The organism is Methylobacterium sp. Leaf466 (assembly GCF_001425565.1).
Lineage (GTDB): Bacteria > Pseudomonadota > Alphaproteobacteria > Rhizobiales > Beijerinckiaceae > Methylobacterium.
On record NZ_LMRC01000002.1, the window covers coordinates 86,432 to 112,111 of the forward strand.

At 70.1% G+C, this 25,680-nt stretch carries 21 protein-coding genes; 8 read left to right on the plus strand and 13 right to left on the minus strand.

Features of this window, described 5'->3' with window-relative positions:
- Nucleotides 1-48: 48 nt before the first annotated feature.
- From ASG59_RS02485 to ASG59_RS02500, 4 genes are all read right to left on the minus strand, one after another.
- Nucleotides 49-1,554 (minus strand): tripartite tricarboxylate transporter permease, encoded by a 1,506-nt coding sequence (locus ASG59_RS02485; RefSeq protein WP_055888775.1) that lies wholly within the window; start codon nucleotides 1,552-1,554, stop codon nucleotides 49-51.
- Nucleotides 1,555-1,562: 8 nt separating this feature from the next.
- A complete protein-coding gene (locus ASG59_RS02490) occupies nucleotides 1,563-2,228 on the minus strand; it encodes a tripartite tricarboxylate transporter TctB family protein (RefSeq protein ID WP_056286118.1) in 666 nt (221 codons plus the stop codon).
- A 188-nt stretch (nucleotides 2,229-2,416) separates the two neighbouring features.
- Complete coding sequence (locus tag ASG59_RS02495) at nucleotides 2,417-3,406, minus strand: tripartite tricarboxylate transporter substrate binding protein (protein WP_055888778.1); 990 nt, start codon at nucleotides 3,404-3,406, stop codon at nucleotides 2,417-2,419.
- A 373-nt stretch (nucleotides 3,407-3,779) separates the two neighbouring features.
- A complete protein-coding gene (locus ASG59_RS02500) occupies nucleotides 3,780-5,117 on the minus strand; it encodes an L-serine ammonia-lyase (RefSeq protein WP_055888987.1) in 1,338 nt (445 codons plus the stop codon).
- Between the two features lie 426 nt (nucleotides 5,118-5,543).
- Here ASG59_RS02500 and ASG59_RS02505 point away from each other — a divergent pair, with 426 nt between their 5' ends.
- The gene (locus ASG59_RS02505) at nucleotides 5,544-5,801 is read left to right on the plus strand and encodes a hypothetical protein (RefSeq protein ID WP_055888784.1); all 258 of its coding nucleotides are present in this window, start codon (nucleotides 5,544-5,546) and stop codon (nucleotides 5,799-5,801) included.
- A 66-nt stretch (nucleotides 5,802-5,867) separates the two neighbouring features.
- Here the strand turns inward: ASG59_RS02505 and ASG59_RS02510 are convergent, their stop codons facing one another.
- The 6 genes from ASG59_RS02510 to ASG59_RS02535 all read right to left on the minus strand — a co-directional run bounded on the left by ASG59_RS02510 (nucleotide 5,868) and on the right by ASG59_RS02535 (nucleotide 12,741).
- On the minus strand, nucleotides 5,868-6,755 hold the full coding sequence (locus ASG59_RS02510; RefSeq protein WP_055888786.1) for an ABC transporter permease: 888 nt from the start codon (nucleotides 6,753-6,755) through the stop codon (nucleotides 5,868-5,870).
- Nucleotides 6,756-6,819: 64 nt separating this feature from the next.
- Entirely contained in the window at nucleotides 6,820-7,761 is a 942-nt protein-coding gene (locus ASG59_RS02515) for an ABC transporter permease (protein WP_056285919.1), read from the minus strand.
- Between the two features lie 61 nt (nucleotides 7,762-7,822).
- Nucleotides 7,823-9,094, minus strand: coding sequence for an extracellular solute-binding protein (locus ASG59_RS02520; RefSeq protein WP_055888789.1), 1,272 nt, complete (start codon nucleotides 9,092-9,094; stop codon nucleotides 7,823-7,825).
- Nucleotides 9,095-9,129: 35 nt separating this feature from the next.
- A complete protein-coding gene (locus ASG59_RS02525; RefSeq protein WP_056406835.1) occupies nucleotides 9,130-10,119 on the minus strand; it encodes an ABC transporter ATP-binding protein in 990 nt (329 codons plus the stop codon).
- Nucleotides 10,120-10,204: 85 nt separating this feature from the next.
- Nucleotides 10,205-11,629, minus strand: a complete 1,425-nt coding sequence (gene hydA / locus ASG59_RS02530) for a dihydropyrimidinase (RefSeq protein ID WP_056406837.1) — start codon at nucleotides 11,627-11,629, stop codon at nucleotides 10,205-10,207.
- A 5-nt stretch (nucleotides 11,630-11,634) separates the two neighbouring features.
- Nucleotides 11,635-12,741 carry a ring-opening amidohydrolase gene (locus ASG59_RS02535; RefSeq protein ID WP_056406839.1) on the minus strand — a complete coding sequence of 369 codons (1,107 nt, stop codon included), beginning with the start codon at nucleotides 12,739-12,741 and terminating at the stop codon, nucleotides 11,635-11,637.
- Nucleotides 12,742-13,011: 270 nt separating this feature from the next.
- On the opposite strand from ASG59_RS02535, the gene ASG59_RS02540 reads away from it, so the two are divergent.
- Nucleotides 13,012-14,328 (plus strand): Zn-dependent hydrolase, encoded by a 1,317-nt coding sequence (locus ASG59_RS02540; protein ID WP_056406842.1) that lies wholly within the window; start codon nucleotides 13,012-13,014, stop codon nucleotides 14,326-14,328.
- Here the strand turns inward: ASG59_RS02540 and ASG59_RS02545 are convergent.
- Nucleotides 14,262-14,744 (minus strand): ureidoglycolate lyase, encoded by a 483-nt coding sequence (locus tag ASG59_RS02545; RefSeq protein ID WP_056285938.1) that lies wholly within the window; start codon nucleotides 14,742-14,744, stop codon nucleotides 14,262-14,264. The two genes, ASG59_RS02540 and ASG59_RS02545, sit on opposite strands and share 67 nt — an antisense overlap.
- Before the next feature lie 186 nt (nucleotides 14,745-14,930).
- Between ASG59_RS02545 and ASG59_RS02550 the strand changes: the two genes are divergently transcribed.
- The 5 genes from ASG59_RS02550 (at nucleotide 14,931) to ASG59_RS02570 (ending at nucleotide 20,657) form a co-directional block, all read left to right on the plus strand.
- The gene (locus ASG59_RS02550) at nucleotides 14,931-16,499 is read left to right on the plus strand and encodes an ABC transporter substrate-binding protein (protein ID WP_056406926.1); all 1,569 of its coding nucleotides are present in this window, start codon (nucleotides 14,931-14,933) and stop codon (nucleotides 16,497-16,499) included.
- Between the two features lie 198 nt (nucleotides 16,500-16,697).
- Nucleotides 16,698-17,651 (plus strand): ABC transporter permease, encoded by a 954-nt coding sequence (locus tag ASG59_RS02555; protein ID WP_055888800.1) that lies wholly within the window; start codon nucleotides 16,698-16,700, stop codon nucleotides 17,649-17,651.
- Nucleotides 17,652-17,695: 44 nt separating this feature from the next.
- Nucleotides 17,696-18,574: an ABC transporter permease gene (locus tag ASG59_RS02560; protein WP_055888993.1), complete on the plus strand. Its 879-nt coding sequence runs from the start codon at nucleotides 17,696-17,698 to the stop codon at nucleotides 18,572-18,574.
- Complete coding sequence (locus ASG59_RS02565) at nucleotides 18,571-19,611, plus strand: ABC transporter ATP-binding protein (RefSeq protein ID WP_200944280.1); 1,041 nt, start codon at nucleotides 18,571-18,573, stop codon at nucleotides 19,609-19,611. Before ASG59_RS02560 ends, ASG59_RS02565 begins: the two co-directional genes overlap by 4 nt.
- Complete coding sequence (locus tag ASG59_RS02570) at nucleotides 19,608-20,657, plus strand: ABC transporter ATP-binding protein (protein WP_055888801.1); 1,050 nt, start codon at nucleotides 19,608-19,610, stop codon at nucleotides 20,655-20,657. Before ASG59_RS02565 ends, ASG59_RS02570 begins: the two co-directional genes overlap by 4 nt.
- Before the next feature lie 138 nt (nucleotides 20,658-20,795).
- On the opposite strand, the gene ASG59_RS02575 is transcribed toward ASG59_RS02570, so the two are convergent.
- Nucleotides 20,796-21,368: a polysaccharide biosynthesis/export family protein gene (locus tag ASG59_RS02575; RefSeq protein ID WP_056285944.1), complete on the minus strand. Its 573-nt coding sequence runs from the start codon at nucleotides 21,366-21,368 to the stop codon at nucleotides 20,796-20,798.
- Nucleotides 21,369-21,570: 202 nt separating this feature from the next.
- On the opposite strand from ASG59_RS02575, the gene ASG59_RS20870 reads away from it, so the two are divergent.
- Nucleotides 21,571-24,162, plus strand: a complete 2,592-nt coding sequence (locus tag ASG59_RS20870; protein WP_056406844.1) for an exopolysaccharide transport family protein — start codon at nucleotides 21,571-21,573, stop codon at nucleotides 24,160-24,162.
- Nucleotides 24,163-24,174: 12 nt separating this feature from the next.
- Here the strand turns inward: ASG59_RS20870 and ASG59_RS02585 are convergent, their stop codons facing one another.
- Nucleotides 24,175-25,419, minus strand: a complete 1,245-nt coding sequence (locus ASG59_RS02585) for a GNAT family N-acetyltransferase (protein ID WP_056406846.1) — start codon at nucleotides 25,417-25,419, stop codon at nucleotides 24,175-24,177.
- Nucleotides 25,420-25,680 lie beyond the last annotated feature (261 nt).

Here is a 25,680-nt window from a genome sequence, read left to right on the forward strand (position 1 = left end):
GGTGATACGGTTTCCGCTCGAATCGAGCGAGAGGCGCATCCGTCGCGGTTAGGCTTCGGTGAAGACCTCGTCCCGGCTCTTTCGCAAGGCGGGCGTGAGGGCCGCCACGAGCATCACCACCGAAATCACGAGCAGCACGGCGGTGACCGGGCGCTCGAAGAACACCATCGGATCGCCCCGCGACAGGGTAAGCGACCGGCGCAGGTATTCCTCCATCAGGCGCCCGAGGACGAAGCCGAGCAGCATCGGCGCCGGCTCGAAACCGAGCTTGATCAGGCCGTAGCCGAGGAGGCCGAAGAAGGCGATCAGCATCACGTCGGTGGGCAGGGAATTGATGGAGTAGATGCCGATCGAGCAGAACATCAGGATCGCCGGGAACATCAGCCGGTAGGGGACCTTGAGCAGGCGCACCCAGAGGCCGACCAGCGGCAGGTTGATGATCAGCAGCATCAGGTTGCCGATCCACATCGAGGCGATCATGCCCCAGAACAGGTTCGGGTTCTTGGTCATCACGCCGGGGCCGGGGATGATGCCGTGGATGGTCATGGCGCCCACCATCAGTGCCATCACCGCGTTGGGCGGGATGCCCAGGGTCAGGAGCGGGATGAAGGAGGTCTGCGAGCCGGCGTTGTTGGCACTCTCCGGCCCCGCGACGCCCTCGATGGCGCCGCGGCCGAACCGGCTCGGGTCGCGGGCGATGCGCTTCTCGATGGCGTAGGAGGCGAAGGGGCCGAGCACGGCGCCGTTGCCCGGCAGGATGCCGAGGATCGAGCCGATGGCGGTCCCGCGCAGCACCGAGGGCGCGGCCTGCTTCAGATCGGCCCGGCTGGGCAGCAGGCGGCCGATCTGCTGGCGCACCACGTCGCGGGTTTCGGTCTGGTCGAGGTTGCGCAGGATCTCGGCCACGCCGAACAGCCCCATGGCCAGCACCGAGAAGTCGACGCCGTCCGACAGGAAGGAGAGGCCGAAGGTCATCCGCTCCTGGCCGGTCTCGAGGTCGGTCCCCACCGACGCCAGCAGCACGCCCACCAGGATCATCGCCACCGCCTTGAGGACGGAGCCGCGCGCCAGCACCACGGCGAAGACGAGCCCCATCACCATCAGCGCGAAATACTCGGCCGGGCCGAACACCATGGCGAGACCCGTGAGCGGCGCGCCCAGGGCCGCGATCAGCAGCGTCGCCACCGTGCCGGCGAAGAACGAGCCCATCGCCGCGATGCCCAGCGCGATGCCGGCCCGGCCCTGGCGCGCCATCTGGTGACCGTCGAGGGTGGTCACCACCGAGGTCGCCTCGCCGGGAATGTTGACGAGGATCGCGGTGGTGGAGCCACCGTACTGCGCCCCGTAGTAGATGCCCGCCAGCATGATCAGCGCACCCACCGGGTCGAGCCCGAAGGTGATCGGCAGCAGCATCGCGATGGTGGCGATCGGGCCGACGCCGGGCAGGACGCCGATCAGGGTGCCGACGAGGCAGCCCAGGAAGCACAGGCCGAGGTTCTGCAGGCTCAGCGCGACGCTGAAACCGAGCCCGAGATTGGCGAGGAGGTCGGTCATGATCGGGCTCAGGTCGTCAGGGAGTGGGTGGCGACGTCGACCGGCCGGCGCCGGGCGCCGCTGCGAAGCAACGCCACCATCCCGATACCGAGGAGGATCAGGACCCCGGCCGACAACCGCAGCAGGAGCCGCATGGAAATCGAGCCGGACAGGGCCTCGATGACGACGGTGGGAAACATCGGGATCGGCAGGTTCAGGAGATCGCCGAACAGCAGCATGCAACCCGCGGTGAGGAGGAGCGCCAGGCAGACGAGTTCGCCAAAGCGCGCCTCGGGGCTGGCGTAGCCGCCCACGATGATCGCGAGGGGACCGGCGACGATGAGGCCGAGGCCGGGCGTGGTGAAGGGCCCGACCGGGACCGGCCGGATCGTCACCGCGAAGGCGACGATGGCGAGCATGACGACGACGACGCCGCGCCAGGCCACGGGCGGCAGCGGCTCGCCGGTCTTCAGGAAGCCCGCCAGGACGAGGGCGACGCCGCAAGCGGCGACGCCAATGCCGAGCCAGCGCGGCATCAGGCCGGGCCCCATGGCGCCAAGCGTGCCCTGCGGCAGGTCGCTGCCCGCCCAGACCGCGAAGACGCCGAGCGCGATCAATCCGAGGCCGGCGGCGAGGCTCTGCGGCCCACGGATCGGGCCACCCGCGCGGGCGGAGCCGTCATCGGGCACGCTCATGGTCGATCCTCCGCTGTTGTCGTCGTCCGGCCTGTCCGCCTCTGCGGGCGGATCGAAATGGAGCGGCCGGAGCCTATCCATTCCGAGCGTCTACAAGGGCCATTCGGCGGTGCCAAGCCTTGCCGGCACTGCATTTTCGATAAGACGTTCAGGATTACCAACACTAGGGCGCGCAATGACGCCGGCCGTCATTCGATCTGGACGCCGGCTTCCTTCACGACCGGGGTCCATTTGACGATCTCGGCCTTGACGTGGTCGGCCAGCTGCTCGGGCGTCGAGCTGACGACGGTGGCGCTGAAGGCCTTCATCCGCTCGATCACGGTGGGGTCGGCCAGGGCCTTGATCGCGGCGGCGTTGAGGGCGTCGATGATCGGGCGCGGGGTCTTGGGCGGGGCGAACAGGGCGTTCCAGGTGTAGGTCTCGTAGCCCGGCAGGCCGGCCTCGGCGACGGTGGGGATGTCCGGGAAGGACGGCGCGCGCTCCTTCGTGGTCACCGCCAGCCCGCGCAGGGAGCCCGCCTTGATGAACTCGGAGGCCGAGGGCAGGTTGTCGAACTGGATCGGCACCTGGCCCGCGACCACGTCGTTGAGGGCCGGACCCGAGCCGCGATAGGGGATGTGCTGCATGCTCACCCCCGCCATGCTCTTGAACAGCTCGCCCGAGAGGTGCAGCGGCGTGCCGAGGCCCGACGAGGCGTAATTGTACTTCTCCGGCGAGGCCTTGAGCAGGGCGATCAGCTCCTTCACCGAATTGGCCGGCAGCTTGGGGTTCACCACGAGGACGTTGGGGATGACCGCCAGGAGCGAGATCGGCGCGAAGTCGGTCACCGGGTCGTAGGGCTTGCGCTTGAGCATCAGCGGGTTGAGCGCATGGGTCGCCACCGTCCCCATGAGGATCGAGTAGCCGTCCGGCTCCGCCTTGGCGACGCGCGCCGCCCCGACGTTGCCGCCGGCCCCGACCACGTTCTCCACCACCACCTGCTGGCCGAGCACGTCCGACATCTTCTGGGCCACGAGGCGTCCGACCACGTCGGTGGACCCGCCCGCAGCGAAGGGCACGACGAGGGTGATCGGCCGGATCGGGTAGGGGGCCTGCGCCGAAGCGGGCAGGGACGCGGCGAGCGTGGCGGCGGCCAGGCCGAGCAGGAGCGATCGACGCGCCGGTGTCGGGAGGGTCATCGTGGCGTTTCCCTTCGTGATTGTTGGCGCCACCTTACACGGCACCGGGCACGAGGAAACGTGGTTGGAAGGTCTTGCACAGGATCGGATGGCGCAACGTCGGACGATCGCGCGAAGCGACCCTTATTCCGCCGGCGTCTGCCGACCGGGACGCGTGAACCGTTCGGCGACGAGGTCGACCGCCCCCCGAGCCCCATCACGAACGGCGCGACGAAAAAGAGATCCGCATCGACGGAGGCCGTCGCGCACGTCTTCAGGGCCGCGGCGCCCGGCTCGACGCGTTCGACGAGAACGGGATCGGTCACGCGGAACCTCGTCCGTGAGGCTCGCGGGCGAGCGTCGGCGCGATCCTCATCGCGTCACGCCCATTCATTCAACACGCCGCGACGTTCACCGCCAATCCACCCAGCGAGGTCTCCTTGTACTTCGTCTGCATGTCGGCGCCGGTCTGGCGCATGGTCTCGATCACGGCGTCGAGGCTGACGTGGTGGATGCCGTCGCCGCGCAGCGCCAGGGAGGCGGCGACGATGGCCTTGTTGGCGCCGAAGGCGTTGCGCTCGATGCAGGGGATCTGGACGAGGCCGCCGATGGGGTCGCAGGTCATGCCGAGGTGGTGCTCCATCGCGATCTCGGCGGCGTTCTCGATCTGGAGGGTGTTGGCGCCGAGCAGCGCGGCCAAGCCCGCCGCGGCCATGGAGGCGGCCGAGCCGACCTCCCCCTGGCAGCCGACCTCCGCCCCCGAGATCGAGGCCCGGCGCTTGATCAGGCCGCCGACGGCAGCGGCGGTGAGCAGGAAGTCGCGTCCGCGCTCGGGCGACCAGTCCGGGCAGAAGTCGCGGGCATAGCGCAGCACCGCGGGCACGATGCCGGCCGCGCCGTTGGTGGGCGCGGTGACGACCCGCCCGCCGGCGGCGTTCTCCTCGTTGACGGCGATGGCGAACAGGCTGACCCAGTCGAGGACCTCGTGGGCGGCACGGCTGTTGGAATGGCGGCCGGCCTCCAACTGGTCGTGGATCGCCTTGGCGCGGCGGCGCACCCGCATGCCGCCGGGCAGCAGCCCGTCCATGCGCAGGCCGCGGTCGATGCAGGCGAACATCGCCTGCGCGATCCCGTCGAGGCGCGCCTCGATCTCGTGGAGCGGGCGCAGGCCGCATTCGTTGGCGAGCTGGACCTGGGCGACGGAGAGGCCCGTGCGCGCGCAGACCTCCAGGAGCTCGGCGCCGCTGAGGAAGGGATGGGTCGCGGTGGAGACCGGCAGGCTCGCCTCCGCCCCGGCGCCGACGACGAAGCCGCCCCCGATGGAATAGGAGACCTCCTCGGCCACGCACGTCCCCTGCGCGTCGAAGGCGCGAAAGCACATGCCGTTGGTGTGCACCGGCAGGAGCTCGGTGAGGTTGAGGATGAGGTCGGCGTCCGGGTCGAAGGCGATCCCACGCCCGATCGACCGTTGGGCGCGCAAGGCGGCCATCAGGCCTGGGATCGCATCCGGATCGATCGTCTCGGGCGAGTGCCCGAGCAGCCCGAGGCAGATCGCCGTGTCGGTGGCGTGCCCACGCCCGGTCCAGGCCAGGGAGCCGTAGATCTCGACCTCCACCCGCGCCGTCTGGGGCCCGAGCCGGGCGCGGAACCCATCGGCCGCGATCATCGGGCCGACGGTGTGCGAACTCGACGGGCCGATACCGATCTTGAACAGGTCGAAGACGCTGATCATGCCCGGCGCGATCGCCCGCGGCGTCTGGCCCGCGAGGGCCGTTTCAAGTGGCATGCATCGGCTCCCGGCCCGCTCGGGCGGCAGCATGTCCCGTACCAATGCACCACGCCCGATCCGCCCGATGTAGGAATCGATCGTGACGCATACGTGGCATGCATCGCACGAATGAATATCTTTTGCCGGTGAAGATTTCGGACGCCCGGAGAGTGTCCGGCCACCGGCGGAGGTTAATCACGCTTCATCATTGTGGCGACGATGCGCAAGCGATTGCCTAAAAAAACGGACGCCTGATCTCGTCGCCTTCCATTTGAGCTTAAAAAAGCGCGTGAAGGTGCTCAAACGCACGTCCATTCGTCCGATTCATCGCCATATCGGGCTCACACCATAAGACGCGCCCCACCCCACCCTTCAGCGGGACGCGCCGGTATGAACGGACAGATGATGACCTCCCGAGTAGTTTCCGCCGCCTTCGCCTTCGTCCTGGCTTCGGCCGGTGCCACGGCGCTGGCCCAGAACTCCAGCGCGCCGAACCTGCGCCCGGTCGCCGAGAGCGGCAGCGGCCGCCTCGCACCCCGCTACCCGGCGCCGCCGTCCTATGGCACCGACGCGGTCGCCAGCCTGCGCGGCGACACCCTGACCACCGGCTCGATCGCCCAGCGCCAGCGCGAGACCCGCGCGCACTGAGCGCACGGCGGTTCGACGCGATCGTGAGCCGGTCCCGAAGGGGGCCGGCTTTTTTCGTGTCTCGCGTCAGCCCAGCAGCGCGCGGCGCGCCTTGCGCTTCTGCAGCCACAGGCCGGTGCCCAGCGCCAGGCCGATCACCAGCAGGGACATCGCCGTGGTGAGGGTGCCGAGCGCGTAGATCTCCGGGGTGGTCACGGTCGTCGTCAGCCCCTGCAGTTCGAGGGGCAGCGTGTTGCGGCCGCCGATCGCCTGGCTGGTGCGGGCGAGTTCGTCGAACGAGAGGGTGAAGCCGAACAGGGCGACGCCCACCAGCGAGGGCCCGAGGATCGGCACCACCACGTGGCGCAAAGTCTGGGCGCCGGTGGCGCCCAGATCGCGCGCCGCCTCCTCGTAGGCCGGGTCGAACCGGTTGAAGACCGCGAACATGATCAACAGGCCGAAGGGGAGCGTCCAGGTGAGATGGGCGCCGAGCGCGGAGGTGTAGAGCCCCATCAGCGTGCCGTGCTCCTGCAGCCAGCCCCAGCCGGTGGCGGCGGCGGCCGCATTGACGAGGTCGTCGAGGAGCCGGAACTCGAGGCCGATGCCCAGCGACACCACGATGGAGGGTACGATCAGGCTCGCCACCGCGATGGTGAACAGCGCGCCCTCGCCGCGAAAGTGCTTGCGGAAGGCGAGGCCCGCGAAGAACGACAGCACGACGGTGAGCGCCATCACGACGAAGCCCAGGCGCAGCGAGCGCCACAGCGCCGCCCAGATGTCGACGACGCCCATCCCGGCCCAGAGCCGCGAAAACCAGTGCGTCGAGACGCCATTCAGCGGGAAGGTCAGCCCGCCCTGCGGCCCCTGGAAGCTCAGGACCAGGATCGTCAGGGTCGGCCCGTAGAGGAAGGCGACGAAAGCGGCAAAGAACAGCGCCAGCAGATAGAAGGCGGGACCGCGCGGCCTGTCGCTCATCGGCGATCCTCGGACGGTCGCACGACGATCCCGGAAGACCGATACTCGCTGTTCCGCGTCATGCTCAGAGCTCCCTGCGCAAGTCGATGAGCCGGGTCATGGCCAGGATCATCACCATCACCGCGCCGAGCAGCACCACCGCGTTGGCGGCCGCCGCCGGGAACTGCAGCGAGGACATCTGCACCTGGATGACCTTGCCCACCGAGGCGATCTGCTGGCCGCCCATGATGCCCACCGTGACGAAGTCGCCCATCACCAGGGTGATCACGAAGATCGAGCCGATGGCGATGCCGGGCTTGGTGAGCGGCACCACCACGTTCCACAGGGTCTGCCAGCCGGTGGCGCCGGCGTCGTAGGCCGCCTCCAGCAGCGAACGGTCGATGCGGGCCATGGAGTTGAAGATCGGCACGATCATGAAGACCGTGTTGAGGTGGACGAAGGCCAGCACCACCGAGAAGTCGGAATAGAGCAGCCCCTCGATCGGCGCATCGATGATCCCGACGCTGCGCAGGGTGTCGTTGACGAGGCCGTTGCGGCCGAGCAGCGGGATCCACGAGATCATGCGGATCACGTTCGAGGTCCAGAACGGGATCGTGCAGATCAGGAACAGCGCCATCTGGGTGCGGGCTGAGCGGACGTGAAAGGCCAGGAAGTAGGCCACCGTGAAGCCGATCAGGAGCGTGAAGGCCCAGGTGAGAAAGCAGAACTTCAGGGTCGAAAGGTAGGTGCGCAGGGTGGTGCAGGGGTCGGACGTCGAGAGGCAGCCCTCGAACACGTCGACGTAGTTCTGCACCGTGAAGGCGGGGATGATCTCGTACTCGTTGTATTCCCAGAAGCTGACCATCACGGTCAGGGCGAGCGGCACCAGGAAGAACACCAGGAAGACCAGCGCCAGGGGCGCGGCCTGGAGATAGGCGAGCCGCCGCGTCCGGCGGGCGGTCCTGGTCAGGCTCTGCGCCGTGGCGGCGGGCGCCTCGGCGGGGGCGGGCAGGGCGATGTCGGTCATGGCGATTCCCCTCCCCACGGGGGGGAGGGGAGCGCGTTCGGGATGCGAACGACGGTGCCCATCACGCCGCGATGAACTCGTTCCACTTGCGGACCATGTAGGTGTTCTCGTCCATCACCGCGTTCCAGCAGGCGACGCCGCCCATGCGCTGCTCGAAGGAGCCGCCGTCGCGCACCGCGCCGGCCTTTTCCAGCACCGAGCCGTCGGGGCCCTTGATGTCCTTCTCGGCGGGCTTGCCCTCCATCCAGAACGCCCATTCGTAGGGCTCCATCTGGGTCTTGGCCGTCTCCAGCACCGCGGAATAATAGCCCTGGCGGTTGAGGTAGGCCCCGGCCCAGCCCGACAGGAACCAGTTGACGAAGTCGTAGGCGGCATCGAGCTTCCTGCCCGACAGGGTCTTGGGTAGGCCGAACCCGGTCGCCCAGGCGCGGTAGCCTTCCTTGAGCGGCTGGTAGGTGCAGGCGACGCCCTGGCTGCGCACCTTGGTGACGGCGGGCGACCACATCGACTGGATCACCGTCTCGCCCGAAGCCATCAGGTTCACGGATTCGTTGAAGTCCTGCCACAGGGCGCGGAACTGGCCGGCGCGCTTGGCCTCGATCAGCACCTTGATGGTGCGGTCGATCTCGGCCTTCGTCATGTTGCCCTTGTCGGGATAGGTGTACTCGCCCGAGGCCTCGATCACCATCGCCGCGTCCATGATGCCGATGGAGGGGATGTTGAGGATCGAGGCGCGGCCCTTGAACTCGGGGTTGAGCAGTTCCTTCCAGCTGGTGATCGGGCGCTTGATCAGGTCCGGCCGGATGCCGAGCGTATCGGCGTTGTAGGTGGTCGGGATCAGGGTGATCCACTCGGTGGGCGAGGTGGCGAAGGTCTTGGCGCTCTGGCCTTCCAGGTAGAAGACCTTCTTGGGCGCGGTGCCCTGGTCGCCGATTTTCTTGCCGTTCAGTTCGCCCTTCGTGAACACGCTGGTGATGTTGTCGGCCTGTTTGATGCGCCGGGCGTCCATGCCCATCATGTTGCCCGAGGGGATCAGCTTCTTGAGGCTGAAGTATTCGGAATCGACGATGTCGAACGAGTTCGGCTGCGTCACGACCCGCTTGGAGACCTCGTCGGTGACCACCGGGATGTACTCGATGACGATGCCGAGATCCTCCTTCACCTTGCGGGCGATGTCGGCGGACTGGTTCACGGCGGTGCCGAGGTAGCGCAGGGTCACCGGCTCGGCGGCGATGACGTTGGGAAAGCCGGTGATCGGCCCGGCCCCGAGGGTCAGCCCGGTGGCGCCGGCGCCCTGGAGCAGCGTGCGCCGGCTCAGCTTGATCGTGGTCATGGTCGGTCCTCTGGTCGCATCGAAGGGCAGGGGGCTCAGGCCGTGAGGCGGTGGGCGGCCTCGGCGTCCCAGCCCACGGGCACGGTCTGGCCGAGGGCGAAGGGGCGGGCGGCGAATGTGTCGTCGGGCAGGATCGCGGTGAGCGCGGTGCCGTCCTCGGCCAGCCCCTTCGCCTCGAGGCCGACGTGGACGCTGCTGCCCTGGTACTCCACCGAGACGATGCGGGCGGGCACCGCCTCGGCACCGGCCCGGTCGCCCAGCCGCATGCGGTCGGCGCGCACCGCAACCCGCCGGTTGCCGGGCAGGACGATGACGTTGTGGCCGCCGATGAAGCGGGCGACGAAGGCGCTGGCCGGGCGCTCGAACACCGTGCGCGGGTCGCCGGCCTGCTCGATGCGCCCGCCGTTCATCACCACCACGAGGTCGGACAGCGCCATGGCCTCCTCCTGGCTGTGGGTGACGTGGATGAAGGTGAGGCCGAGATCCTTCTGCAGCCGCTTCAGCTCGGTCCGCATCCGCACCCGCAGGAACGGGTCCAGCGCCGAGAGCGGCTCGTCGAGGAGCAGGACCTTGGGTCCGGTGACCAGCGCGCGGGCGAGCGCCACGCGCTGCTGCTGGCCACCGGAGAGCTGGGCCGGCAGGCGCTCGGACAGATGCGTCATCTGGACGAGGTCGAGCATGGCCATGGCCTTGGCCCGGCGCTCGGTCTTGCCGCCCCCCCGCATCTTGAGGCTGAAGGCGACGTTGTCGCGACAGTTCAGGTGCGGGAACAGGGCGTAGCTCTGGAACATCATGGCGGTGCCGCGCTCGGACGGGGCGGCGTCGCCGACCGCGCGCGGACCGATCACCACGTCGCCGCTCGACACGGTCTCGTGGCCGCCGATCATGCGCAGGGTCGTGGTCTTGCCGCAGCCCGAGGGGCCGAGCAGGCAGCAATAGTCCCCCGACCGGATCCTGAGGTCGATGCCGTCCACGGCGGTGGTGGAGCCGTAGCGCTTGGTCAGGCGGATGAGCTCGACGTCCATGCGGTGCTCCCTCGCAAGGCGATCAGCAAAGGTCGGGCCAGAGCGCGATCGGCATTCCCTCCCCGCGAGGGGAAGGGAGGCCGCCTCACCGTCGCCGCGCCGCCGGCTCGACGGTCCGGTCGAGCACCCGCCCATGACCGACCGCCCCGGTCACCCGCCCGTCCTGCGCGATCACCTCGCCGCGCGCGATCGTCATCACCGGCCAGCCCGTCACCGCGAACCCCTCCCAGGGCGTGTAGTCGGCGCCGTGGTGGAGGTGCTCCTGGCGGATGGTCTCGCGGCGGTTCGGGTCCCACAGGGTGAGGTCGGCATCGAAGCCGGGGCCGATCGAGCCCTTTCGCGGGTAGAGCCCGTAGAGCTTGGCGTGGTTGGTGGACGTGAGTTCCACGAAGCGGTTGAGCGAGATGCGGCCGGCCGAGACCCCCTCCGAGAACAGCACCGGCAGCCGGGTCTCGATGCCGGGGATGCCGTTGGGCACCCAGCGGAACGAGGTCTTTCCCTTCGGGTTCAGCTTGCCGGCGGGGTCGTCGTAGCGGAACGGACAGTGGTCGGAGGAGACCACGTCGAACAGCCCGGTCTGGAGCCCGCGCCAGATCGCGGCCTGGTTGGCGACGTCGCGCGGGGGCGGCGAGCACACGTACTTCGCCCCCGCCATCGGGTCGTCGGACCCAAGCCCCTTCATGTGGTCGGCGGTGAGCGTCAGGTATTGCGGGCAGGTCTCGGCGCGGATGTCGAGGCCGCGAGAGCGGGCCCAGGCGATCTGCTCCATCGCCTCCACGCCAGAGACGTGGACGATGACGATGGGCAGGTCGACGAGCTCGGCGTGGCTGATCGCGCGATGCGCCGCCTCGCGCTCCACGAGCTGGGGCCGGGACAGGGCGTGGCCGTAGGGGCCGGTCTGCCCCGCCCGTTCGAGCTTGTCGGTCATGTAGCGGATGGCGTCGTAGCCCTCGGCATGGACCATGACGCGCGCGCCCTCGCGCCGCGCCAGGTCGAACACGTCGAGGATCTGGCGGTCGTTCAGCACGAGGTCGTCGTAGGTCATGAAGACCTTGAACGAGGTGTAGCCCTCGGCGATCAGGCCGGGCAGCTCCTGGCCGAGCACCGCCGGCGTCGGGTCCGAGACGATGAGATGGATGGCCACATCGATGTGGCACTGCCCTTCCGCCAGCGCCCGGTAGGCATGGGTCGCCTCGCGCAGGGAGGCGCCCCGCGGCTGCAGGGCGAAGGGCATGACGCAGGTGTTGCCGCCGGCCGCCGCGGCGCGGGTGGCGGAGGCGAAATCGTCGGCCATGACGATGCCTGGGCCGGAGGCCTGCGCGATGTGGACGTGGCTGTCGATGCCGCCGGGCAGGACGAGGAGCCCGCCGGCGTCGATGGTGCGGGCGGCATCGGTGATCGCCTCCGCCACGGCGACGATGCGGCCGGCGCGGATGCCGATGTCGGCGCGCAGGGTGTCGGTGGCGGTCACCACCGTGCCGCCGCGCACGGCGAGGTCGAACTCGGGCATGGCGGTCAGCCCTCCCTGCGGGCGATGATCGCCACCGGGCCGCCGCCGTCCGGCCCTTGGTGCTCGGCGCCGCCCGAGACGAACAGGTCGGTGCGCCCGATGGCGGCGGCCGCGACCCCGCCCACCAGCGCGCGGGCGTGGCGGGTGGCGTTGATGTCGCTGTCGTCGTTCATGATGTGGCGGCGCCCGCGGATCAGCCCGTCGTGCGAGGGCTCGGCCTTGGCCAGCAGCGCGACGACCCGCTCGGACTCCTCCAGCGAGAGCTGGCCTCCGGTCGCAAAGCCGAGGTCCGACAGAACCTCCTGAATCGCGAAAAGATCGATGGCGTCGCGCATCACCCGGTGGGCGATCCGGCAGGGGCCGCTCCAGCCTTTCGCTTGCCCGAGTACGATGACCTCGTTGCGCATCAGCTCGATGCCCGCCGAGGCGCTGGCCCGGCCCGACCACAGGTCGCGGGACGAGCAGATCGCCGCGTCGCTCAAGGCCTCCCGCACGATCTCGCCCAGCGCCACGCCGATGCCCAGCGCCGAGGCCCCGCGCGACAACCCCATGGAGGCGTAGGTGTCCTGGCTGACGACGCTCTGCCCGCGCGATGCCGCCTCGAGGATGCGGGCGCTGGTGAGCAGCGGACACTTCACCTGGACGAAGTGCACGTCCTCGGGGTCCTCGATCCCGGCCTGCGCCATGGCGGCCGCCACCGCCGTCGCGGTGGCCTCCACCTGCGCCATCCGGCCGATCTCCTCGGGCGCGAAGTCGGGGGTGAAGGCGGTGCCCACCGCCAGGGCTGGGCCGTCGGGGCCGGCCGCGGCCTCGCGCCGGGCTAAGACGAGGAGATGGGGCGAGAGCCCGCCCTCGGTGCCGCCCGACATGACGAGGGCGACGCGGGCCGCGACCTGCGCCCGCGTGCAGCCCAGCGCCTCGGCCAGGGCCCCCTCCAGCGCCATCACCGCGAGTTGCCGGGTGAAATCGTTGACGCAGCCGTTGCCCTCGGTCTTGCCGAAGATCGCCACGACCTCGTCGGGCCGGACCTGGCCGCTCTCGAACAGGGCGGTGAGCCCCGCGACGTCGGCCGGATTTCGGGTGGGAACGCGCAGGACGAGGCATTCGGGCATCGGCGGGTCCGTGTCGGGGGCGGCGACGCGCGGTCGGCCGGGTCCGGTCTACCGCATGCACGGTGCGCCGGGCGAGTGCCGGTTGGTGTGCAGTGTGATGCCGAAAACAGCACGCTCGCGCGCGAGTTTGAGCAGCGCCCGAGGATGAAACCTCGCCGCCGGGCGTGACCGCCGGCAGCCGGCCTGCCGAACTTGCCTGCGGCGCCCGGGAACGGCACGAGTCCCGCGTCCGCAGGGGCGGCCGACATCCGGTGACGAGGGCAAAGGCGCATGCACGACGCACGACATAACCTGAAGGTCGACGGCTCGCGCCTGTGGGCGACGATCCAGGAGACGGCGCGGTTCGGCGGCACTCCGGAGGGTGGCGTCGACCGGCTCACCCTGTCGGTAACGGACGGTCGGGTTCGCGACTGGTTCCGGGATGCCTGCGAGGCGGCGGGGCTCGAGGTGGCGGTCGACGAACTCGGCACCCAGTTCGCCCTGCGGCGCGGGCGTGACATGAGCTTGCCCCCGGTCGCCTGCGGCTCGCACCTCGACACCCAGCCCACCGGCGGGCGCTTCGACGGCATCCTCGGCGTGCTGGCGGGCCTCGAGGTGATGCGCACCCTCGACGACGCCGGCATCGAGACGCAGGCGCCGCTCATGGTGGTCAACTGGACCAACGAGGAGGGCTCGCGCTTCGCCCCCGCCACCATGGCCTCGGCCGCCTATGCGGGGCTGTTCACGGTGGCGGACATCCAGTCCCGGCGCGACGCCGCCGGGATCAGCGTCGGCGAAGCCCTGGACGCCATCGGCTACCGCGGGCCCGAGCCCACCGGCGCCAGGGCGATCGGCGCCTTCGTCGAGCTGCACATCGAGCAGGGGCCGATCCTCGACGCGGAGGGCGAGAGCATCGGCGTGGTCGACCGCTGCCAGGGGGTGGCCTGGTACGACGGCACCGTCACCGGTTTCGAGAGCCATGCCGGCACGACGCCGATGCCGCGCCGGCGCGACGCCATGGCGGGGCTGGCCGAAATCGCACTGGCGGCGGAGGCCGTCGCCCTCGCGCACGGCCCCGCCGCGGTGGCGACGATGGGCGAGGCGACGATCGCCGCGCCGTCCCGCAACGTGGTGCCGGGGCGGATCGCCTTCACCCTCGACGTGCGCGACCCCGCACAGGCCACCCTCGACGCGATGGAGGCCGCCCTGCATGAGCGGATCGCCGAGATCGGCGCCCGCCGCGATCTCGCGATCACCCTCGACAAGATCTGGTCGCGGGCCCCGGTGGTCTTCCACCCGGAGGTGGTCGCGGCGGTGGAAGCCGCGACCCGCGGCCTCGGGCTGGCGCACCGGCGGATGGTCTCGGGCGCCCAGCACGACGCCTGCAACATCGCCGACACGGTCCCCACGGCGATGATCTTCGTGCCCTGCAAGGACGGCATCAGCCACAACCCGGCCGAATCGGCGACGCAGGAGGATTGCACCGCCGGGGCCGACGTTCTCCTACGGACCCTGGTGGCGCTGGCCGATGCGCCGCGATCTCAGAGCGCCAGCACCGTGTCGGGGATCGGCGCGAACACGCAATCGTCGGCCGAGCCGTCCTCGTAGACCAGCATCGCGAAGGTGCCCGGCGTCTCGCGGGTCATCATGTGGGCGTGCCAGGCGCCGGCCCGGTAGGTGATGCCGGTCTCGCCGGGAACCGAGAACGCCCGCAGGGTGGCAGGGTCGGGGGCGCCGTCCCGGTCCTCGGCCACCACCACGAGGTAGCCGGAGACGGCGAGCGGCAGGAAGGTCTGGCTGGAGAACGGGTGCATCTCCAGCCGCTTGAGCGGCATCAGCCCGGCGGCGGGATCGCTGCGGATCAGGGCGAGGTTGGGCGGGACGCCGGGCCTCGCGTTCTCGATGGGGCTCGCCCGGTCCTGTCGCGGCGCCGGCTCGGGCCGTTCGAGGAGGCTGCCGAACGGCGCGAAGGCCTCGGCGGTGATCGGCCGGACGACGAGGCGGACGACGGGCGATGCGGTCACGGGACAGGCCGGGGCTGGGTCGAACCAAGGGGTATCGGCACAGGCAGGTTCCGCGCCGCGGACCAAGTGGCCGACCACTTGCATACACCCTGGCGTCACAGCGTACAGGAGGGTGTCATCAGCAGCTCGGCTCAGTTCACGAAGGCGAAGGCTCCTCTCACGGCCACGAAGGCCCTCGCCGCCGCCCTGCTCCTGTCGAGCCTCGCCCCCGCGGGTGCTCTGGCCCAGGGCACCCTTCGGATCGGCATGACCGCCTCCGACATCCCGCTGACCACCGGCCAGGCCGACAACGGCGGCGAGGGCATGCGGTTCACCGGCTACACGGTCTACGACGGGCTCATCAACTGGGACCTGTCGAGCGCGACGAAGCCCTCGGTGCTGGCCCCGGGCCTCGCCACCAGCTGGGAGGCGGACGCAACCGACAAGACCAAGTGGACCTTCAAGCTGCGCGAGGGCGTGACCTTCCACGACGGCTCGCCCTTCACCGCCGAGTCGGTGGTGTGGAACCTCGACAAGCTCCTCAAGACCGATTCCCCGCAGTTCGACCCGCGCCAGTCGGCGCAGGGGCGCTCGCGCATCCCGGCGGTGGCCAGCTACCGGGCGGTCGACCCGACCACGCTCGAAGTGATCACCAAGACCCCCGACGCGACGCTGCCCTACCAGATCGCCTGGATCATGATCTCCTCGCCGACGCAGTGGGAGAAGGTCGGCAAGAGCTGGGACGCCTTCGCCAAGACGCCGGCCGGGACCGGCCCGTGGAAGCTGACCCTGTTCGCCCCCCGCGAGCGCGCCGAGATGGCGCCCAACAAGGAGTATTGGGACAAGGCCCGGATCCCTAAGCTCGACAAGCTCGTGCTGGTGCCGCTGCCCGAGGCCAACGCCCGCGTCGCCGCCCTGCGCTCGGGCCAGGTCGACTGGATCGAGGCGCCGCCGCCGGACGCCGTCGCCTCGCTCAAGGGCGCCAAGTTCACCATCGTCACCAACGCCTATCCGCACAACTGGACCTGGCACCTGTCGCGGGCCGAGGGCTCGCCCTGGAACGACATCCGCATCCGCAAGGCCGCCAACCTCGCCGTGGACCGCGAGGGCATGAAGGGGATGCTCGGCGGCCTGATGATCGCGGCCGAGGGCTTCATGCCGCCGGGCCACCAGTGGTTCGGCAAGCCGACCTTCAAGCCGACCTACGATCCGGAGGCCGCCAAGAAGCTCCTGGCGGAGGCCGGCTACAGCCCGGCCAAGCCCGTGACCACCAAGGTGCTGATCGCGCCCTCGGGCTCCGGGCAGATGCAGCCGCTGCCGATGAACGAGGTCATCCAGCAGAACCTCGCCGAGGTCGGGATCAAGATCGATTTCGAGGTGGTGGAGTGGAACACCCTCATCAACCTCTGGCGCGGCGGCTCCAAGGCCGAGATGTCGCGCAAGGCCACGGGGATGAACTTCTCCTACTTCATCCAGGACCCCTTCACCGGCTTCATCCGGCACCTGCAGTGCAACCTCGCCGCCCCCAACGGCACCAACTGGGGTCACTACTGCGACCCCGAGATGGACAAGCTGTTCGACCAGGTCCGCAACACCTTCGACACGGCCGAACAGGCCAAGGTGCTGGAGAAGGTCCACGAGAAATACGTGAACGACGCCCTGTTCCTGATGGTGGCCCACGACGTGAACCCGCGGGCGATGAGCCCCAAGGTGAAGGGCTTCGTCCAGGCGCAGAACTGGTTCCAGGACTTTTCGCCGATCACCGTGGAGAAGTGATCCTGGCCGGTCGGTCTTAGCTGGCGGGGCTCCCTCTCCCATGGGGAGAGGGCAGGGGTGAGGGGAGTGCCTTCTGCGAAGAGGTCACACACCTCACCCTATCCCTCTCCTTCCAGGAGAGGGGACCCGAGCCCGGCAGACCGGCGTCGTGGACGATGGCAGCACACCTGAACGGACGGACCTGAGCGGAATGCCACCATGCTGAGCTTCATTCTCCGGCGCCTCGTCGCCGTGACCCCGGTGGCGCTCGGCGTCAGCGTCGTGTGCTTCCTGCTGGTGCACCTGGCGCCGGGCGATCCCTTGAGCGCGGTGCTGCCAGTGGACGCCACCCAGGAGACCATCGACGCGATGCGCTCGGCCTACGGTTACGACAAGCCGCTGCCGGTGCAGTACTTCATCTGGCTCTGGCACGTGCTCCAGGGCGACCTCGGCACCTCGATCTCGAGCGGCCGGCCGGTGGTGTCGGAAGTGGGCCGCGCCGTCGTCAACAGCCTGATCCTGGCCTCGGTAGCGACGCTGATCGGCTTCACCTTCGGCACCTTCTTCGGTTTCGTGGCCGGCTACTTTCGCGATTCCGCCCTCGACAAGGTGGCGTCCGCCATCTCGGTCTTCGGCGTGTCGGTGCCGCACTACTGGCTCGGCATGGTGATGGTGATCATCTTCTCGGCCACCCTGGGCTGGCTGCCGCCCACCGGCGCGGGGCCGGACGGGTCGGGCAACTGGAAGCCCGACCTCGAACACCTGCGCTACATGATCCTGCCGGCGATCACGATGTCGGTGATCCCCATGGGCGTCATCGCCCGCACCATCCGGGCGCTGGTGGGCGACATCCTCTCGCAGGACTTCGTCGGCGCATTGCGGGCCAAGGGCCTCTCCGAGTTCGGCGTGTTCAAGCACGTCGTCAAGAACGCCGCCCCGACGGCGCTGGCCATCATGGGCCTGCAGCTCGGCTACCTGCTCGGCGGCTCGATCCTGATCGAGACGGTGTTCGCCTGGCCCGGCACCGGCTTCCTGCTCAACTCCGCGATCTTCCAACGCGACCTGCCGCTGCTGCAGGGCGCCATCCTGGTGCTGGCGATGTTCTTCGTCGCCCTCAACCTCATCGTCGACGTCGTGCAGACGGCGCTCGACCCACGCATCGAGAGGGGCTGATGGCCGGAACGACCACTCCCGCCACGGCCGGTATCGACCCGGCCATGGGAACGACCCAGCCCGCACCCGAGGCCTTCGTCGCCTCGGTGGGCTTCTGGGGCAGCGTCGGGCGCAAGCTCGTGCGCGACCCCGTGGCGATGACGGCCGCGGCCATCATCCTCGTCATCGTCGCGGTGGCGATCCTGGCACCCTGGATCACGCCGATGGACCCCTATCGCGGCTCGATGCTCCGGCGCCTCAAGCCGATCGGCGACGCCACCTACATCCTCGGCTCCGACGAACTCGGGCGCGACATGCTCAGCCGCCTGATGATGGGCGGGCGCCTGTCGCTGTTCATCGGCGTCACCCCGGTGATCCTCGCCTTCATCATCGGCTCGGGCATCGGCATCCTGGCCGGCTACGTCGGCGGCTGGCTCAACGTGGTGCTGATGCGCACCATCGACGTGTTCTTCGCCTTCCCCTCGGTGCTGCTGGCCATCGCCCTGTCCGGCGCATTGGGCGCGGGCGTTCTCAACTCCATCGTCTCGCTCACCTGCGTGTTCGTGCCCCAGATCGCCCGCGTCGCCGAGAGCGTGACGACCCAGATCCGCTCGCGCGACTACGTCGACGCCGCCAAGCTCTCGGGCGCCTCCACCTTCACCATCCTGCGGGTGCAGGTGCTCGGCAACGTGCTCGGGCCGATCTTCGTCTATTCGACGAGCCTCATCAGCGTCTCGATGATCCTGGCCTCGGGCCTGTCCTTCCTCGGCCTCGGCGTGAAACCGCCGGAGCCCGAATGGGGCCTGATGCTCAACACCCTGCGCACCGCGATCTACGTCAACCCGATGGTCGCGGCGCTGCCGGGCCTGGCCATCTTCATCGTCTCGATCTCGTTCAACCTGTTCTCGGACGGGCTTCGCTCCGCCATGGAGGTCAAATCGTGACTACCGTCGCCGACATCCGCGATCGCGGCGGGCCGGCCCAGCCGCTGCTCACCGTCGACGGGCTCATCAAGCACTTCCCGATCAAGAAGGGCCTAGGGGGCAAGAAGGCGGTGGTGCGCGCCGTCGACGGGGTCGATTTCGAGATCCTGAAGGGCGAGACGCTGGGCATCGTCGGCGAATCCGGCTGCGGCAAGTCCACCACCGCCAAGCTGATCATGGGGCTGATCGAGCACGATTCCGGCAACCTGCTGTTCGACGGCGAGACCATCGGCAGCCGCGCCCTGCCGATGCGCCAGTTCCGCGCCCAGACCCAGATGGTGTTCCAGGACAGCTACTCCTCCCTCAACCCGCGCATGACCGTGGAGGCCTCGATCGCCTTCGGGCCGCAGGTCCACGGCATCCCGACCCGGCAGGCGATCGAGCGGGCGCGCTCGCTGCTCGCCCGCGTCGGGCTCGAACCGACCCGGTTCGCCGCGCGCTATCCGCACGAACTCTCCGGCGGTCAGCGCCAGCGCGTCAACATCGCCCGGGCGCTCGCCCTGGAGCCGCGCCTCGTAGTCCTCGACGAGGCGGTCTCCGCGCTCGACAAGTCGGTGGAGGCGCAGGTGCTCAACCTGCTCCTCGACCTCAAGCAGGACTTCAACCTCACCTACCTGTTCATCAGCCACGACCTCAACGTGGTGCGCTTCATCTGCGACCGGGTCGCGGTGATGTACCTCGGCCAGGTCGTCGAGATCGGCCCGGCCGACACGGTGCTGGCCTCGCCCTCGCACCCCTATACCGCCGCCCTCCTGTCCTCGATGCCGTCGCTGGACCCGGACAACCGCACGCAGGTGGCGCCGTTGGCCGGCGATCCGCCCAACCCCATCGACCCGCCCTCGGGCTGCCGCTTCCATCCGCGCTGCACCCTGGCCGAACCGGTCTGCTCCGCGAAGGTGCCGCCCCTCGACACCGTGGTCGACCTCCACCGGGTCGCCTGCCTCGCGCGCCAGCCGGGCTCCGGCCATTCGGCGGCCAACGCCCTGGTGGCGGCATGACCGTGCCGGTCCCTTCCGCGCCGCTCTCGCCCGCGAGCCCCACCGGCCCGGCGGTGGCGATCCGCAATCTCAGCGTCACCTTCGGCGGCCGGGTCAGGGCTGTCGACGGGGTCGACCTCGTGCTCGAGCGCGGCCAGGCGGTGGCCCTGATCGGCGAATCGGGCTCGGGCAAGAGCGTGACCCTGCGCGCGATCATGCGCCTCAACCCGGAGAACAAGACCAAGATCGAGGGCACCATCACGGTGGCCGGGCAGGACGTGATGTCCATGTCCAAGAAGGAACTGACCCGCCTGCGCGGGCGCGCGGTGGCGATGATCTTCCAGGAGCCGCTGCTGGCGCTGGACCCGGTCTACACGGTGGGACGCCAGATCACCGAGGCGATCCGCCGCCACGAGGGCCTGGGCGAGGGGGAGGCGCGGGCCCGCGCCCTCGAACTGTTCGAACGCGTGCGCATCCCGAGCCCGCAGCGGCGCCTCGACGCCTATCCGCACGAGATGTCGGGCGGCATGCGCCAGCGCGCGATGATCGCCCTGGCGCTGGCCTGCCGGCCCAAGGTGCTGCTGGCCGACGAGCCGACCACGGCGCTCGACGCCACCGTGCAGATCCAGATCCTGCTGCTGCTGCGCGAACTGCAGGCGGAGCTCGGCCTCTCCACCATCTTCGTCACCCACGACCTCGGGGCCGCGGTGGAGGTCGCCGACCGCATCGCGGTGATGTACGCCGGGCGCATCGTCGAGGCGGGCACCGCGCGCCAGGTGGTGCTCAGCCCCAACCACCCCTACACCATCGGCCTGTTGAGCAGCCGGGCCGACGGCGCCCTGGTCAAGGGCTCGCGCCTCGAGACCATCCCCGGCAGCCCGCCCGACCTCGCCAACCGCAAGCCCGGCTGCCCGTTCGCGCCGCGCTGCTTCCTGGCGGTGGACAAGTGCCACAGGGAGGTGCCGCCCGCCCTCGAGGTGGCGCCGGGCCACGCGGTGGCCTGCTGGCGCTCGGACGACGCGGCGGCGGCGTTCCGCGAAAGGCTGGCCGCACCGGCGGCGGCCTGACAAAGAAGGACACCGGCTTTTCGTGAAAGCCCGTGTCCTTTTCACCAGGACATAGCCTTGACGGTGATTCCAGGGCTCTGCCCTGGACCCGCGAAAGGTCTCGACCTTTCGAAACCGAGATGACGTGGGTGTCCGGCTTTAGAAGAACCGTTCTTTCACGACGATGGTGTCGCCCGGGCGGACCGGATAGGTCATCGGCACGATCCCCGAGACCAGGCCCTTGGGGCCTTCGCGGGTGAGGACGGCGTAGTCGCGCGCCGCACGGGGGCCGAAGCCCTGCGCGATCGCCACCGCCGTCTCGACGGCCATGCCGTTGACGTAAGGGTACTGGCCAGAGGTGGTGACCTCGCCCAGGATGTAGAACGGCCGGTAGGAATCGACCTCCACCGTGACGTGCGGCTCGCGCACGAAGCCGGAGGAGAGCTTGGCCTCGATGGTCTTGGCCGCCTGGACCGTCGACTGGCCGCCCACCTTCACCGTCCCGATCAGCGGCATCGCGATCTGCCCGGCCCCGTCGACCGCGTAGATGTTCGAGAGGTTGTCCTGCCCGAACACGATCACGCGCAGGCGGTCGCCCGCAGAGAGCGTGTAGCGGGCTCCGATCGACCCCGTGCCGGTGGCGTCGAGGAGCTCGGTCCGGAAATCCGGACGCAGGCATCCGCCGAGCGCGAGGCTGGAGGAGAGAGCGAGAAGTAATGCGCGCCGGTTCATCAGCACTGCCGCCGTTGGGACTCGATACGATGAACGAGGCCTAACCGGGCATGGTTAAGGAACGATAAAGTCTCGTTTTCCCGTCCCACGACTTCGCGGCTCTTAACCTCCGGTCAACCCTAACGATGTCTGATGAGATCAAGGCCGATCGATCGGGTTCTCGCTCGCGATGGGTCATTTTTACCTTGCGTAAAGATCTCCCATGCCTCGCACCCGCCTGCATCCCGCCCCGTTACACGCCGCCCAGGGGCACGGCGACGGCCTCGGCCTGACGCAGGTGGGGGGCCTCCTGCGCCGATCCTGGGCCTGGATCGCCCTGCCGACCCTGGCGGCGGCGGCCGGCGCGATCGTGTTCGTGCAGGTGGTCCCGCCACGCTACACCGGCGAGGCCAAGATCCTCCTCGAGAACCGCGAGGCCGCCTTCAGCCGCTCGGGCACCGAGCGGGCCGAGGCGAGCCTGCCCATCGACGAACAGGCGGTGGCGAGCCAGGTCCAGGTGGTGATGTCGCGCGACCTCGCCCGCGAGGCGGTCCGCCGCCTCAAGCTCGCCGGCAACGCCGAGTTCGATCCGAGCGTCGACGGGGTCGGCGTGCTCCAGAGCATGCTGATCATGACCGGGCTCGCCAAGAACCCGCTCGATCGCACGCCCGAGGACCGGGTGCTGGAGACCTACTTCGAGCGGCTCTTGGTCTATTCCGCCGGCAAGTCGCGCATCCTCACCATCGAGTTCCGCTCGCGCGACGCCGAGCTCGCGGCCCGCGCCGCCAACACGGTGGCCGAACTCTACATCGCCTCGCTGGAGGCGGCCAAGGTCGACACCGCGCGCTACGCCTCGACCTGGCTCGGCGGCAACATCGAGTCCCTGCGCAAGCGCGTCGCCGAGGCCGAGGCCAAGGTCGAGACCTACCGCAGCCGCAACGGGCTGATCGCCACCGGCGGCACCTCGAACCAGCCGCTGGGCGCCCAGCAGCTCGGCGAGATCTCGACGCAGCTCTCCCAGGCCCGCACCGTCAAGGCGGATCTGGCCGGGCGCGCCAAGCTGATCAAGGAGATGATCAAGGACGGGCGCGTCTTCGAGATCCCGGATGTGGCCAACAACGAGGTCATCCGCCGGGCGGTCGAGCAGCGCATCACCCTCAAGGCGCAGCTCGCGCTCGAATCGCGCACCCTGCTGCCGGCCCATCCGCGCATCAAGGAACTGGTGGCGCAGGTCAACGACCTCGACGCCCAGATCAAGGCCACCGCCGACCGCGTCGTGCGCACCCTTGAGAACGACGCCCGCATCGCCGAGGCCCGGGTCGAGAGCCTTACGGCAGCGGTGGAGGCCCAGCGCGACGTCGTCGCCCAGGGCAACTCCAGCGAGGTCCAGCTGCGGGCCCTGGAGCGCGAGGCCAAGGCCGAGCGCGAACAGCTCGAATCCTACCTCTCGCGCTACCGCGAGGCGAGCGCCCGGGATGCCGAGAGCGCCACCCCGGCCGATGCCCGCGTGGTCTCCCGCGCGGTGGTGCCCGAGCTGCCGTCCTTCCCCAAGAAACTGCCGATCATCGCGCTGGCGACGCTGCTCGCCCTCATGTTCTCCATCGGTGCCATCCTCGCCCGCCACCTCCTGGCCAACCCCGAGGGCGTCGATGGCGGGCGCCGCCGCGACGAGGACGAGGATGCGGCCGAAAGGCAGCGCCCGTTCTCCCGCGAGCCCGGCCCGTTCGACTTCCCCGAGGCCTCCGCCGCCCTGTCCCGCTCGGGCGCCACCTACGCCGGCACGGCCTATGCCGCGCAGCCACCCGCCTGGGCCGCCTCCGTGGCGCGGGTCGAGGACGAGGACCGCCGGGAGGCCCCGGCCGCCGAACCGGACGGGCTCCATCGCGAGGAACCGTCGATCGCGATCCCGGCGCAGGTCGAGGACGTCCGCGATGCCGCCCGGGTCCGGGCGCCGGTGGTGCCGACTGAGGCCGAAGAGCTCCCGGTGATCCTGGCCGGTCCTCCGCTGGCCGGTCCTCCGTCCGACCTCGCCCAGATCCCCGCCCAGATCACCGCCACGACCCCCGCCATGGTCCCCGCCATGGTCCCTGCGGCGATCCCCCTGCCGCCGCCCGCTGCCGCACCCGAGGAGGCCCTCGCCGCGGCCGTGGACGAGCCCGCCGCCCCGCAGGCCGCCCCGGCCCGGTCCGACGCCGCCTTCCAGCTCGACCTGCTCGTCGCCCGCCTGCGGGAGGGCGGCGAAGGCCACACCGGTCCGCGCGTCGTCGTGGTCGAGACGGGGGAGGGCGGCGAGGAGAGCCTCGCCCAGACCCTGGCCGCGACCCTCTCGGCCTCCGGCAGCCGCACCCTGGTGGTCGATCTCAACGGGCCCGGCGACGACCTCGACGAACCCGGCGTCACCGACCTCGTGGCCGGCGAGGTCGCCTTCCACGATGCGATCCAGCCGATTCCCGGCTCGCGCCTCCACGTCATCGCCCGCGGCTCGATCCCGGCGGAGATCCTGATCGAGGAGCCCCTGGCCCTCACCATCACCCTCGACGCCCTGGACGAGGCCTATGCCTGGGTGGTCTGCCGGATCGACGCCGCCCGCGGCTGGCCCGCCCGCGAGATCATGGCCGCCTGCATCGGGCCGACGACGGCGGTGGTGATCGCCTCGAATGCCGAGGCGCACGATCCCGCCCTCGTCGATCTCTACGCCCGGGCCGAGGATGCCGGCGCCGCCCTCGTCGTGGTGGCGCAGGACCGCCCGGCGGTCCCCGCCGAGACCGACTCCGCCGAGAAGACGGACCTGGGCCTGCGCCTCTCGGCCGCCTGATCCGCCCGGCCGTCAGGCGGCGCGGTCGGTCGGCCGCCGCACCAGGCGGCCGAGGCGGCGGAAGATCCGAAAAAGGCGCGGGCTCGCCTTGATGCGCCGCTTGAGGCGGTTGCGCCCGACCGCCTGGGCGGTGACGAGCCGGCCGAGCAGGGTGATGGGGATCGCCACCTCGCGCAGTTCGATGGTCTCGTCGCAGATGCTGGCCTTGTAGCGCGCCTCTCCGACCCCGAGGTCGAAGGCCCGCCGTCCCCTCTCCGCCTGATACCGCACCAGGTGCTGGAGCAGGATGTCGCCGGGGCTGAAGCGGGCCAGGGCCGGGTCCTGGTCGAACGAGGTCATCATCCCGCTGTAGCGCCGGCCGTCCACGGCGCCCGCGAAGGTCGCCAGGATCCGGCCGTCGCCCCGTGCCACCAGGGCGCAGACCTCGATGGCCGTCCGGTCCTCCAGGCCCGGCACCGCCCCCACCGCCCGGGCGAGGAATTGCCGGATGCCGGGAACCACGTAGGGATCGCAGACGCCGATGGTGGCGAGGCGGGCGGCCTTCTGCGCGTAGAACGCATCGAGGATGGCGCGGGCCTCCTCCGCCGTCGCGGCGACGCTGAAGCCGATCGGGCCGACCGCCTCCACGAGCTTCTTCTCCTTGCCGCGCAGCTTCTTGCGGGCGTCGGCGCTGAAGACCCGCCGCACGGTGGCCTCGGCATCTGCGTCGGTCCCCAGACTCAGGCCGTAGGCGTTGCTGGGGGCCGGCTCGCTGCACTGGGCGAGGGGGTTGGCCACCCCGTCCCAGTGCCGGGGCTGATAGCCGAGCAGGTAGGCGTCGATGCCGGCCTGCGCCCCGGCCGCCCGCAGGGCCTCGACGACCTCGGGCCCGGCCAGGGCCGCCGCCTCGGGCGAGGCGAACAGCGGCATGTGGAAATTGGCGTGGGCGGCGCCGACCACGCGGGCGATCACGGCGCCGTGCTCGCGCCGGCACCATAACGGCAGGATCATCCGCACGCGCCCGGCGCGGTCGCGCAGCACGACGATCCGCACGGCCCCGGCCCGATGCTCGGCATCCGCCGCCGAGGCGCCCGCACAGAAGGCCGCGACCCAGTCGAACCGCTGGTAGGGCGTCGCCAGGACCGCCGGGTCGCTTTCGACCCCGCGCCACAGGGCCTCGACCGCCGACAGGTCGCGATGGACCTCGAACCGCAGGGCCGACCGGATCGACGCGTGGATCATGTCTGCCTGGGCCAGATCATCGACAAGAGCCGCCATGACAACCACTCCCCCCCGATCGTCCGGCACGATATCGCCGGGTCGGGTCGTTCAGTCTCTAGGATGCCGAGCGTAAACCACGGTTGAAGGCGGCCGGAAGGCAATCCCCGATCGGCGCGCGTGGGTAACGAAACCTTGCCGCTTTTCCCGGCACTCTCGGGATCCACGCCGTCCCGGCCGAACGGGACGAGCCGAGCGCCGGTCCGCCGAGGGGACCGCGGCCGGCGGCATCGCCACGAACGCCGGCAGGGGGAGGATCAC